Origin of the sequence: Pseudomonas palleroniana, assembly GCF_022836895.1 — a bacterium.
Taxonomy (GTDB): Bacteria; Pseudomonadota; Gammaproteobacteria; order Pseudomonadales; family Pseudomonadaceae; genus Aquipseudomonas; species Aquipseudomonas palleroniana.
Genome location: NZ_CP092411.1, coordinates 3,834,080 through 3,846,137, shown reverse-complemented (window position 1 = coordinate 3,846,137; position 12,058 = coordinate 3,834,080). Strand labels below are relative to the sequence as shown.

At 59.6% G+C, this 12,058-nt stretch carries 9 protein-coding genes; 4 read left to right on the top strand and 5 right to left on the bottom strand.

Annotated elements, in window-relative coordinates; genetic code table 11:
• The first annotated feature begins 53 nt into the window (after positions 1-53).
• Entirely contained in the window at positions 54-1,397 is a 1,344-nt protein-coding gene (gene pssA / locus MJP36_RS17325) for a CDP-diacylglycerol--serine O-phosphatidyltransferase (RefSeq protein ID WP_244383580.1), read from the top strand.
• A 152-nt stretch (positions 1,398-1,549) separates the two neighbouring features.
• The gene (locus MJP36_RS17320) at positions 1,550-5,221 is read left to right on the top strand and encodes a hypothetical protein (protein ID WP_244383579.1); all 3,672 of its coding nucleotides are present in this window, start codon (positions 1,550-1,552) and stop codon (positions 5,219-5,221) included.
• Positions 5,222-5,268: 47 nt separating this feature from the next.
• Here MJP36_RS17320 and efeO (MJP36_RS17315) read toward each other — a convergent pair whose 3' ends face one another.
• From efeO (MJP36_RS17315) to efeU, 4 genes are read right to left on the bottom strand one after another with little or no spacing between them, the layout of a single operon-like run.
• Complete coding sequence (gene efeO / locus MJP36_RS17315; protein ID WP_198763112.1) at positions 5,269-6,087, bottom strand: iron uptake system protein EfeO; 819 nt, start codon at positions 6,085-6,087, stop codon at positions 5,269-5,271.
• Positions 6,088-6,112: 25 nt separating this feature from the next.
• The gene (gene efeB, locus MJP36_RS17310; RefSeq protein ID WP_244383578.1) at positions 6,113-7,417 is read right to left on the bottom strand and encodes an iron uptake transporter deferrochelatase/peroxidase subunit; all 1,305 of its coding nucleotides are present in this window, start codon (positions 7,415-7,417) and stop codon (positions 6,113-6,115) included.
• A 14-nt stretch (positions 7,418-7,431) separates the two neighbouring features.
• Complete coding sequence (gene efeO, locus MJP36_RS17305; RefSeq protein WP_244383577.1) at positions 7,432-8,634, bottom strand: iron uptake system protein EfeO; 1,203 nt, start codon at positions 8,632-8,634, stop codon at positions 7,432-7,434.
• Between the two features lie 10 nt (positions 8,635-8,644).
• Positions 8,645-9,490 (bottom strand): iron uptake transporter permease EfeU, encoded by an 846-nt coding sequence (efeU, locus tag MJP36_RS17300; protein WP_244383576.1) that lies wholly within the window; start codon positions 9,488-9,490, stop codon positions 8,645-8,647.
• 169 nt (positions 9,491-9,659) lie between these two features.
• Between efeU and MJP36_RS17295 the strand changes: the two genes are divergently transcribed.
• Both MJP36_RS17295 and MJP36_RS17290 read left to right on the top strand, forming a co-directional pair.
• The gene (locus MJP36_RS17295) at positions 9,660-10,682 is read left to right on the top strand and encodes an AraC family transcriptional regulator (protein ID WP_161548911.1); all 1,023 of its coding nucleotides are present in this window, start codon (positions 9,660-9,662) and stop codon (positions 10,680-10,682) included.
• 212 nt (positions 10,683-10,894) lie between these two features.
• The gene (locus MJP36_RS17290; protein WP_244383575.1) at positions 10,895-11,275 is read left to right on the top strand and encodes a hypothetical protein; all 381 of its coding nucleotides are present in this window, start codon (positions 10,895-10,897) and stop codon (positions 11,273-11,275) included.
• Positions 11,276-11,335: 60 nt separating this feature from the next.
• Here the strand turns inward: MJP36_RS17290 and MJP36_RS17285 are convergent, their stop codons facing one another.
• Entirely contained in the window at positions 11,336-11,860 is a 525-nt protein-coding gene (locus MJP36_RS17285) for a hypothetical protein (protein WP_161548913.1), read from the bottom strand.
• Between the last annotated feature and the right edge of the window lie 198 nt (positions 11,861-12,058).

Sequence of the window (12,058 nt, the reverse complement as noted above, 5' to 3'; positions counted from 1 at the left end):
GCACCCATGGTGTAAGCTCGTGGCCTCTTCGGATTCGACCCATTGCGAGCCTTATGCCGTCGTTCTTCAAACGCTCCCTGTTGCCCAAACTTCGCGGTTTTCCAATCACCCCCGAGGCCATTGACGTGCTGTCCGACGCCGAGGCGTTCCGGCGTTGCCTGCTGGAAAAGATTCCCCAGGCCACTCGGCGCATCTACATCGTTGCGCTGTATTTGCAGCACGACGAAGCGGGGCAGGAGATTTACGACGCGTTACATGCCGCCAAGGCCGCACGGCCGGAGCTGGACATTGTGGTCGTGGTCGACTCGCTGCGTGCACAACGGGGCCTGATCGGCGCCGGCAAGCAACCCGGCAACAGCGCCTGGTACCAGGCCATGACCCAAAGCCATGCCAGCGAAGTGCCGGTGTACGGCGTGCCGGTGCAAACCCGCGAACTGTTCGGCGTGCTGCATCTCAAGGGCTTCGTGATCGACGACAGCGTGTTGTATAGCGGCGCGAGCCTGAACAACGTGTACCTGCACAAGTTCGACAAGTACCGTTATGACCGCTACCACTTGATCCACAGCCAGCCGCTGGCCGACTCCATGCAGCATCTGGTGGAGCATGGCCTGGTCGCTTCCAAGGCGGTGCATCGCCTGGACCTGCCTAACCCGCCCACCACCCGCAGCCTGCGCAACGACATCGGCGACCTGCGCAGCCGCCTGAAACATGCGGCCTACGACACCACCGCCGGGCAGTTGCCCAACAACCACCTGGCCGTCAGCCCGTTGCTGGGTGTGGGCAAGAACAACCCGCTGAACCGGGTCGTCCTAGAACTGATCGCCAGCGCCCAGCATCAGCTGACCATCTGCACCCCCTATTTCAACCTGCCACTGCCTGTGACTCGGGAGCTCAACCGTGCCCTGGCGCGAGGCGTGAAGGTCGACATCATCGTCGGTGACAAAACCGCCAATGATTTCTATATCCCGCCCAGCGAGCCGTTCAAGGTGATCGCAGCGTTGCCGTACCTCTACGAAATCAGCCTGCGCCGCTTCGCCAAGCGGCATCAGCCGGTGATCGACAGTGGCCAGTTGAACCTGCACCTGTGGCGCGACGGCGACAACACCTACCACCTCAAGGGCATGTGGGTCGACCAACGCTACACCTTGCTCACGGGCAATAACCTCAACCCGCGAGCGTTCCGCCTCGACCTGGAAAACGGCTTGCTGATCGATGACCCCCAAGGCCAATGGTTGGCGCCGCGACGTGCGGAGCTGGCGCAAATTTTCCAGCACACCACGCGTATTGCCGGCTATCAACAGTTGCAGTCGCTGGTGGACTACCCCCCGGCCGTAGGCAAGTTTTTACGGCGGGTCAGTCGGGTGCGGATTGAGCGGTTGTTGTACCGGATTCTGTAAGCGCTGAGCGTCACAAGATAATTCCCGGTTTCTGCCTGCATCTCTTTGGGACTTGGCTTACGAAAGAGCCCAATTGCGACTTGTAGATTTCCTCTCGACAGTTCTTACGGACGAGAACTCTCACCATTCTGACTGGTAGAGAGGAAATAGAAATGTCGCTTATCCAGGTAAACCCTTACAACCGGTTCTCCCACCTGCCTCCTGTATCGGATGGGGCGGTGTCGAACCCGTCAACGCGAGACAAGCGTGGCGCCACGGCTGCCGTAGCTGAAGCGCCACGTCGATTCCCCTCCGAAGAAAACGCGCCCAAAGGCGATGCAACCCTGCAGACCAAGGTGGGGCGCTGGCTGAGTTCAGGGGTTGCCCCTGAGCCGCTTATCCCGCGAAATGCCTCGATTGGGCCGTTTATCAGTCAATACCAACAGGCACTCAGCGAGCCGCCAGTGCAGGACTGGTTTCGCGCCAAGGGCTTGAAGATCTCTACGGTGCGCGTGTTCAGCGACAGTGTGGTGGGCGTGGTCAGTCGCGATGGAAAAGACACCTTCGTACGGTTTACCACCACCGATGGTTCCGGCTGGTGGGAGGCCAGCGGCAAGCTTCGCAAGGTGCAAAAAATACTCTCGCCGAGTGACTTGGGGATTCCCGCCAACATGCCCTCCGAGCCGATCCCGCGGGATATCATCCTGGATTTTTATGGGGTGCAACCTGCGAAGAACGAGCAGGCGGCACCCGCGCTGGGGGCACAGCTCAAGCGTAATGGCTGGCCGCCCATCAGCGTTGAGAAGCGCCAGCAGTGGCGCGACGCTTTTACCCGCACAGTGACGGCGAACAGCGATGCAACCGCTCGCAGCGGTTTGGCCGAACAACTTCGCCAGCGCTTGCGAGGCCTGAAGGAGGGCGAGGCTCTGCGGTTGGATGAGCAAGCCTATGTGGCGCCACCGGGCTCTTCTCTGGAGCGCAACAGCCAATTGCCACGCCAAGCCTTTGTCGAGCTGCTCGCCTCACCGGCGTTTCGGGACTTTCTTGAGAAAATCGGCCTGGACAGCGTCGGTGACCGTTTCAGAATCAGTCAGGGCGAGCTTCAACAGTGTGATGCCAAGGGCACGTGGCGGTCCCTGCAAGCCTACTTCGATGACGAAGTTGGCAAGAATCCCGACCCTGGCGTGCAGGCAATGAAGAGCCGGTTACAAGCCTTGGTCGAGCAAAGTCAGAAAACCGGCAACGCCCTGTATTCCACCGATACTTGGGATATGCGCCAGGCACTGGATTTCTTTGGCCTGAGTTCGCCCACGACGCTCGAGCAAGGCCGCGACGTGCAGGCTTGGCTCGACACGCGATGGCCTGAGCCGCCGCTGACCGCTGACTACGCAGCTTTGACCCCCTACACCTGGACACCGGGCGCATTGACGGCGGCTGACTGTGAAGTGCTAAAGACTGGCGCGGCGAGCGTCGCCGGTTTGTTCGATAGCTTCCTGACCACCCCGGACCCCTGGCAGGCGTTGTCTGCAGACCCTGACCGGCGGTTGACCGCCTTTTTCGATTCGCCCGCTGCCGTGACCCAGGCCGAAGCCTTGGCCAAGGAACTCAAGCTTTTCGACGTGGCTGATGGTCAGCCGTTACCCAGGGCGCAGCGTCATGCGTTGCTCGCTACGGCGCTCAAGCTCAACCTTCAGGGCAGCCTGCCGGGCAAACCAGGAGAAGTAGCCGGCTACGCGATTTATCAGCCTGCCAATTTCGGACGCACGCAAAAAGAAGTGCGTGCCGACATCGAGCGGCACCTGCGGGAAAAAGGCGTCAGCGCTGAAAGTGCGCCATTTCTGGCGCATATGTTCCTGGCACAGGCTGCGCCGGAAATGTTGCTCAAGCCCGACCCACAACTGCCTGCCTCAATACCCCAAGTACTCAAGCAAAGCCCCGATGACGTGCGGATGGGTTCCCCGGCATGGCTCGCCATGCGTCTGGGCTGTGGGATCGCCGAAGCGCTCGCCGGGCCAGGCAGTTCGCGGGCGATGAACGCAACGCAAGTCAATGCCCTGGCACGCTTGCAACCGCAAAACCCGGAGCAGGAGGCGTTGATCAAAGGTGTGGGCACCCTGCCTTTGTTGGAGTGGGCCGTGATGGCCGGCGTGTTTCCCAAGCCGTTGGACGGCAAATACACCGCGCAAAACTACCAGGCGGCTGCACAAGCCTTCACCGAGCAGCAAAACAGCCTCCGCGACGCCTTCCAGACGCTGACGGCCGAGCCGCCCTCGATGACCCGCCTGCTTGTCGAGCAATTGACGCTGCTGTTTCCCGAGATGAGCGAAGATGAAATCCGTGGCTTCACTTTGCGCCGGGTGGCGGATCCCAGGCAGCACGGCCAACCCCATGAGGTTTTGTTGACTGAGTTTCTTCTGGCGGAACAAGACTCGCCGGGTGCGCTGGTCGCGTTCAACACGTGGCTGAACGAATACCGCGCCGGTAAAGCGAAGTACAAGTTCGAACATCCACGCATTTCCCAGGCGGATTTTGATGAGCGGATCAAAAAACTGCCGAAAATCGCACCGCTGGTAGCGCCCGCCATCGAGCGCTACGTGGCTGATTGTCGTGCGGCGCAGGCCACGGTACTCAAACTCATGTTTGCGCAGTTGCCGCTGGAAGACCGTAAGGCCCTTGAAGTGGGGCAAATCGAATTCTTCAGTTTGCGCGAGGCGACCGGCGACGCCATTGAGGACGACGAAGGCGCCGATTCCAAGGTGGCCGAACACAAGGGCACGCATGGCACGTTGATCCGTTACGAGACCGGCGCCGTCGAGCCTCGCTTCGGGTATTTCGAGGTGTTCCCCGGCGCCATGCGTATCGTCAAGCGCGACGACTTGAGCTACACGCTGCCGCTGGGCGGGCAGGTCGAAGTGGGGCAGAAACCCCATGGCCCCTTTGCGTATGTGCGGCGCGAGTTCCGGCACACAAAACCTGCCAGCTTTGATTTCGCGGCGTATAAAACTGGCAGCGAGCCGAAAGCCGGCGTGCAGTCATCGGTCATCATCGAAAAGGCCGCGACCGACCTGCCTGCCACGTTGATGCCCGGCCATCCAAAGCACGCACAGCTGCCGGTGCCCACGACGTTCAGCAGCGAAAAAACCGGCCGCATTGTCGAGGGCGTACTGAGTAACAGCTTTACCATGCCACGTGAGCCTTTGCTCCGCTATGCCAACCAGCCCACCGACTATCAACGTCGCCGGGCATTCCCGTTTGGCTCCGAGGACGTTTTCGGCCCTGAAAACCTGCGGATGGTCTTGGGCCTGCTGCCCTTTGTCGGCGCCTTCGCCGATGTCGCGGAGGGCAAGACGGCGCAAGGGGTACGCGGCATATTGATCGATTTCGCCTCGTTCGCAGTGACCGGTGGGTTAGCGGGTGTGAAGAGCTTTTACAGAGGGCTGAAAGTGGTATTGCCATTTAATGGCAGGGCATTTTCCATGCAGGGGTTCGCGGGGGTATCACCGTTTTTTCGCAGCGTGCTCAATCCGTTGGATGGCGCCATTGGGGTATTGAAAACGGGGCAGAAGGTGGCGGCTTTCGGTAAAAACTTCATGCGCGGAGAGTTGCGCGCCCTGGGGGCGGATATCTACCTGCCTGCAACTGTGTTTGAAAAGTGTCGCTGGGGGGCCGGCGTGTATTCCAGCGTCAACGCAGAATCCGGCCAGCCTGCCGGCAGTCGCGCCGGCACCTGTGCCGGACGCCCGTTGTACGCCGTGCAGAAAAACAACCTGTGGTATGCGATCAACCCGCACACCTTCAAGCCTGAAGGGGCGCCCCTGCAGGGCTTTCAGCCGTCGGCCGCCTGACCTCACAGACGCCTTCGCCGCGACGGTGGCGAAGGCGCGCGCAAAGATCAGTTCAAGCCCAATTTGCCGCGCAGGGTCGACAGGTCTTCGGCCAAGGTATTGACCGGGCCGACCAGGGCCTTGCGGTCGTTTTCCTTGACCTTGTCGTAGGTCTCAAAACCGCCATCCTTGGTTTTGTACTTGGCCAGGATCTTGTCCACGGTGGCGAAGTTCTTGTCGACTTTGGCCAGGAACGCCTTGTCCTGCTTCTCGATCTGGCCACGGAACAGATCGACGATTTTCTTCGCGCCGTCGACGTTGCCCTGGAAGTCATACAGGTCCGTGTGGCTGTAGCGGTCCTCTTCACCGGAGATCTTGGTGGCCGCGACCTCTTCGAGCAGCGCAGCGGCACCGCCGACGACTTTCTCGGGCGGGAAGGTCAGGCCTTCGACGCGGGTCTGCAGGTCCTTGACATCGCCGTTCAGCTTATCGGCCAGGGCGCCCAGGCCCTCGGTGGTGTTCTTGGAGAACAGCGCGTATTCGATCCGGTGGAAGCCGGTGAAGTCGTCGGCTTCAACGCCTTTCTCGTGATCGTCGACACGCGAGTCGATAGACGCGTCGAGGTCGCTGAACAATTCGGCGATCGGCTCAATCGACTCGTAGTGCACGCGGGTCGGCGCATAGAGCTTCTTGGCGGTGGCCAGGTCGCCTTTCTTCACGGCGTCGGTGAACGCCTGGGTCTGGGTGACCAGTTCACCGATTTCTTCGGTGACGTAGATCTTGTAGTCCGACACCGGGCCTACCAGGTCCAGCGGCGCAGTGGCGGCGAAAGCGGCCAACGGCGAAAGACTCATTAACAACGACAACGCGATAGACGACTTCTTCATGGGACGTATCCGCTCTGGGTTTGTTTTAGGTATTGGCAGTGGTTTGAGGGTGCGAGGCCGCGAGCAGCGTACGCCCGAGGAAGTCCTTGGGCCCCGTGACGCCCGGCAAGGTGAAGAAGTACCCGCCGCCGACCGGCTTGAGGTATTCCTCCAGGGGCTCGCCGTTGAGCCGGGTTTGCACGCTGATAAAGCCTTTCTCCAGGTCAGCCTGGTAGCAGATGAACAACAGCCCCATGTCCAGCTGACCGTTTTTATTGACGCCGTTGGAGTAGTTGAACGGCCGACGCAGGATCAGGTTGGCCTGGGTCTGCGGCGTACGCGGGTTGGCCAGGCGGATGTGGGCATCGAGCTTGGTCAACTTGCCTTCCGGGTCTTTGCTGTAGTCCGGCACCTGGCTTTCGTGCTGGCCATCCATGGGCGCGCCCGTGGGTTTGACCCGACCGATGATGCTTTCCTGTTCCTGCAGTGGGGTACGGTCCCAGCGCTCGACGAAATTGCGGATGATCCGCACCGCCTGATAGCTGCCGTTGGCGGCCCAGGCCGGTTCATCGCTGCTCGGTTGCACCCAGACGATCTGGTCCATGGCTTTGTCGTCGTTGGAATTCGGGTTGGCCGAACCATCGCGAAAACCGAGGAAGTTGCGCGCGCTCTGGGCCGGTTCGCCGGGCTTGGCCGGGGCCTGGGGCGGAACGCTGCCTTCCTGTTTCCAGCGTACCAGCAGCAGGTCCGGCAGGTTTTTCACGATGTCGCGCAGGGCGTGGATATTGGTGTCGGTGGTGTTGGAGGAAAATTGCAGGCTCAAGTCGCCATGGCACTGCGCCGGTTCCAATGCATCATTGGGGAAGCCGACCATGCGGATCAGGCGCTTGGGCTTGACCGCCGACAGGCCGAAGCGCTCATCGAACAGCGATTCACCCACTGATACGGTGATGGTCAGGTTGTCCGGCGTCACCACCGGGCCGAGAATGCCGGAGTCGGTCGGCGGCAGTTTCGGGTCGACTTGCGGCACGGGGCCGCCGGTCATCAGGAAGTGGATGCGTTCGTTCAGCGTACGGAACAGACGCTCCAGGTCTTCGCGGTCGCTGGCCAGTACGTCGAACGCCACCACCATGCCGCAGGCCGGGCGCGGGGTGACGATGCCGGTCTGGTGTTTGCCGAAGAAATCCTGGTGGTCCTGGGTCTTGTCGCTGCGCGGTGCGGTGGTGACTTGCTCGGCTGCGGCGGCCATGGCCGGGCAGGTCAGGGCACTGCCGGCAATCGCCGCGCCGGTGGCCGCCATGCCCAACAGGACACGGCGACGTTGGAGGTTGGTGTGTTCAGAATCACTCATGTGTGCGGTCGTCTTCACTGCAGGCCGGAAAGGCCAAGGGCGGGGTCGATTCCATCGAGTGCAACGGCCAGAGCCTTGGCCTTGTCGGCGATCTGCTTGCGCTGATCGGCCGTAACGCTGTCGTAGCGGCTGAATTGACCGTCGACTTTGAAACCATTGAGTTCGGCATCGAACGCGTCGAGCGCGCTGTCGACCTTGGGCACCAGGTCGGCGGCGGATTGGGTCAACAGTGGGCGCATCAGGTCGACCACCTTGCGCGCCACCGCAAGGTTGGCGGCAAAGCCATTCAAGTCGACGTGGCTGTAGCGTTCTTCTTCACCGCTGATCGCACGCGTGTCCGCCAGGCTGTTGAGGTTGCGTACCACGATGCCGACCAGTTGTTCCGGTGGCAGCGACTGCGTCAGCAATTGTTGCTTGAGCTGGGTGACATCGCTGACCAGGCGTCGGGCAACCGGTGCCAGGCCGTCCAGGTTGTGCTGCTGGAACAGGCTGTATTCCAGGCGGTGGAAGCCACTGAACGCGGGGTCTTGCTCACGCTTTTCAAAGTAGTCGGCACGCGCGTTGATGGCGTTGTCCAGTTCGGCCAGGCGCTGGGAAGCGGGCGCCAGCCGTTGGTAGGCTTCGCGGGCCGGCACATACAGCGCCTGCGCCTGGGCCAGGTCACCGGCATCAATGGCTTGCTGCAGGGCCGTCACGGCCTTGACCAGCGCGCTGCCCTGGCTGCTCAGGTACACCCGGAACTCCGACAGTGGGCCGATAAACGCCACCATCGACGGCTTGGCCTTGGCCTGTGCGTCGGACTCGGCAGTCGGCGTCACATGCAGGGTGCCGCGTGGGTTGCTCAACAGGCCGCAGGTGATGGCGTAGTCGCCGGGCAACAGGTTGGCGTTGATCACCTGGCTCAAGCCGGGCGCGATGTTTTCGCGCTCTTCGACCACCAGCACACCGTCGAGGATTTCCCATTCCACCGCACGGTCGGAGCGGTTGATGATACGGAAACTGGCACGCCCGGCGGGCACGGTCAGCGCGTTGGGTTCGCAGGCGTGGCTGTGGATGGTCACGGCGATTTCATTGTGGTTGCTCTGGCGTTTGGCGGCGGCCAACTGCGAGGCGTAGTAGAACAGGCCACCGGCGGCGATCATCACGACCACCGAGCCGGCCACGGCCCAGCGCAGGGCGCGGGACGGTGGGGCCGGTTGAGGGGTTGGGTTGGACAAGAGGCGGTCCTTACTGGCTGGAAACGGAAGAAGATTTGGCAATCGGCTTGGCGGGCGCCGAAGGCAGGAAGAACATCACCAGGGCCACCACCAGATAAATCAGATAAGCGCCCAGGGTGCTGACGGTGGGCGCTTCCTGGTAACCGAACATACCGGCCAGCACCGAGCCCAGCGGGCTGTCCATGGGCAGCCCGGCGCTGAAGTCAAACAGCACGGTTTGCAGGTGATTCCACACGCCGGCTTCATGCAAGGCCTGCACTGAGTTGGCGAGGATGCCGGCGGCGACCACCAGAATGAACAGGCCGGTCCAGCGGAAGAACGCGCCGAGGTTCAAGCGCATGCTGCCGGAATAGATCAGCAAGCCGACCACAATAGCCAGGATCAGGCCGAGCAGGGCACCGATCGGCGCGCCGGGGCCTTCGCTTTGTTGGAACACGGCCAGCAGGAAGAACACCGTCTCCAACCCCTCACGGGCCACGGCGAAAAACACCATGGCGATCAGCGCGAACACTTGGTGTTTTGAACCAGCCAGGGCGTGGTCGAGGGATTCATGCAGGCTGTGCTTGATGGAGCGTGCGACCTTGCGCATCCAGAACACCATGGAACTGAGGATGCCCACGGCGATCAACCCTACGACACCTTCGAAGAGCTCCTGTTGTTTCTGCGGGAACTCAGCGCTGACCAGCTCCAGGCCACCGCCTACCAGCAGGGCCAGGGCGGCGGCGAGAAATACGCCGATCCACACGGCGGGCATCCATTGGCCACGGCCGGTCTGTTGCAGGTAACTGGCGATGATGCCAACGATCAATGCGGCTTCAATGCCTTCGCGCAGCATGATTAAAAAAGGAACAAGCATTCGGCACCGCAATCATGACTGGATGGGATGGCAATTTGTAACATAATGATACTCATTGCTAAACAAGAAATATTGACTTTCGCTGAACCGAGGCTGAACGGTGGTGGCGAATCGCAAGCGCCTTTATGATGCAGGCCTTGCTTATGCGCCGTTGAAAAGCCCATTCCCCATGGCGGAAAAAGACACCATCTCCATCCATCTTGTGCGTGAGGCGCTGCTGCAGAGCTGTGCGTGCGACATGGCGATTGCCGAAGTACTGAGTAAGGCCGGTATCGACCCGGCGGCGTTGGAGCAGGGCGACGCCCGTGTGCCGGCGACGGCGTATGCGCGGTTGTGGCGTTTGTTGGCGCGGCGCATGGACGATGAATTTTTCGGAATGGACCCGCGCAAGCTCAAATCCGGCAGCCTGGCGTTTCTCTGCCGCGCCGCCATCGCGCAACCGACCCTGGCCGACGGCCTGGAAACCGCGCTGGGGTTTCTGTCGCTGATGCTCGAGCGGTTGCCCGCGCAACTGGTCCGCCAGCAGAGTCTGGCGGAAATCGTGTTGGTGGAACCCGAGGCGCAACCCAATCGGGCATTCACCTATTTTACGTATTGGATGATTGTCCACGGCGTGACGTGTTGGCTGGCGGGGCGACGAATTCCGATCCTGGCCATCGAGCTGCGTTGCGCGCAGCCGGACTTTTGCGACGATTACCAAGTGATGTTTTCCGACAACCTGCGTTTTGATCGGCCACGCACGCGCATGATCTTTTCCGCAGACTGCCTCGACCTGCCGATCAAACGCAGTAACGAGGAACTCAAGCGCTTCCTGGCCCACGCACCGGCCAACATCCTGGTCAAATACCGCGACCCTGATAGCCTCGCCAATCGCCTCAAACACGACCTGCGCCAAATGCCCCCCGAGACCTGGCCGGAAACCGAGGGTCTGGCGACCCGCCTATGCATTTCCGCCTCCACCCTGCGCCGCCGTCTGGCGGAAGAAGGGCAGACCTACCAGGGCCTCAAGGACAGCGTGCGCAAGGAACTGGCAATCGTCTGGCTGGCCGAACCGCAGATCAGCTTCGCTGAAATTGCGGCGCGGCTGGGGTTTGCCGATGCAAGTTCATTTTATAAGGCATTTCGTAAGTGGTCGGGGTCCAATCCTGGGCATTATCGAAGTCTGATTCTGAATGAACACAGCCGGTTTTAGTTGCCGCCCTGCGGGACTAGGAAATAGCTGACCAAGACTTTCTCCTGGGTATGACAGAGTTGGCTTATTTGATGATAGGACGCGTCTGGCATATTCAGGGTTATAAAACGTGCATTGTAGGTGGGTGATTCCTACCTGTAGTTCTGTCTGAGGGGTTGGGGGATAGGTAGGTCACTTGATCAACCTGTCGTTCAACTGTGAGGATGGAAATCATGAAAAGGTTTATCACCTTTGTCGTTTTGATGTCGGCTTTTGTGTCCTTTCAAGCGTTTGCTGGGTGTTGGTCTATTACGGACACCTATACGGGAATACTGGAAGGAGAAAGCGAAAAAGTGGCCTACGGACCCTTTACCATAACCTCCGCGAATGGGTGCCTGAATGCGAACATTGATGCAACCATTACTGCGGTAGACCGCGGAAGGCCACCTCAGCTATCGATACATAAGGAAATAGGTTCGTCGTGGGCTCAGGTGGCAGGAAATACGGGTAGTAATGTTTTGTATAGCAGTTCATTTGGTACTTATCGGGTGATGATAAAAAATCCTGATGCTGCACCTAAAGTCTACTTGGGAACTGTCAAGTACGGTCGCTGAAGAGAGTGTCAACAGTGAGCCCAAGCTGTTGATGGGCTCACTGCTGGCTAAGCGTCGCAATCATGCCTGATCATCCACAGAAAGCTTAGGGTTGGATGAGTTGGCGAAGTGCATGAGGGCACCGATAGCATGATTGGCTGCGACCATCGCCTGTTTCCATCTCAGATTATCCTGTGTAGCGTGAACGGGGTATTCCTCGAGAAATTTAGCATACTCTTCTAACTTCTCATTGAATAACGCGATAGCGTTAAATTTAACGTGCGTATTTGCCTGATTGCCCTTGGCATCGAACTCTCCATTTCCGCTTATGAACATTCCAAATGTCATTACGTCAATCGCTCCGCTATCGTAAAGTTCTCTGCCTACTTTCTTTAGTTCGCGTGTACTGATCGATGCCATATCGTAAGTTTTCAAAAAATCCTTTAACTCGGCAACCTTCTTGTTGTCGCTGGTTTTCAGTATCTCGGCTGCCTTGGCATCGTCCGTTATAGAAAATGCGTTTTTGACTTCTTTAGGGTTTTTGATGAGATAAGCGCTGGTGGCCTTTGACCGTTGTGCGAGTTCAATCGTGGGTACAATTGCCATGGTGATGACCTCCGCTGTTGCTCAGAAATATTTGCGGTGCAGCGTAATGCTAGAACCAATCACTTTAATATTTACAGGTTTACCAGGCTGTGAAGAATATTTGGAAGTTGCTTACAAAATCCTACAATCGGTTCTGACGGCTTGATCCGTCACCGGCTTTCTGGGGTCGGACGCAGCCAGTTGAGTGGAGCTTCAGAG

What these genes read in the sequence shown, in the direction of transcription:
- MJP36_RS17320 (WP_244383579.1), top strand. Translation starts at nt 1,550, where the DNA reads ATGTCGCTTATCCAGGTAAACCCTTACAACCGGTTCTCCCACCTGCCT.
- MJP36_RS17290 (WP_244383575.1), top strand. Translation starts at nt 10,895, where the DNA reads ATGAAAAGGTTTATCACCTTTGTCGTTTTGATGTCGGCTTTTGTGTCC.
- efeU (WP_244383576.1), bottom strand. Translation starts at nt 9,490, where the DNA reads ATGCTTGTTCCTTTTTTAATCATGCTGCGCGAAGGCATTGAAGCCGCA.
- MJP36_RS17295 (WP_161548911.1), top strand. Translation starts at nt 9,660, where the DNA reads ATGGCGGAAAAAGACACCATCTCCATCCATCTTGTGCGTGAGGCGCTG.
- MJP36_RS17285 (WP_161548913.1), bottom strand. Translation starts at nt 11,860, where the DNA reads ATGGCAATTGTACCCACGATTGAACTCGCACAACGGTCAAAGGCCACC.
- efeO (WP_198763112.1), bottom strand. Translation starts at nt 6,087, where the DNA reads ATGAAGAAGTCGTCTATCGCGTTGTCGTTGTTAATGAGTCTTTCGCCG.
- efeB (WP_244383578.1), bottom strand. Translation starts at nt 7,417, where the DNA reads ATGAGTGATTCTGAACACACCAACCTCCAACGTCGCCGTGTCCTGTTG.
- pssA (WP_244383580.1), top strand. Translation starts at nt 54, where the DNA reads ATGCCGTCGTTCTTCAAACGCTCCCTGTTGCCCAAACTTCGCGGTTTT.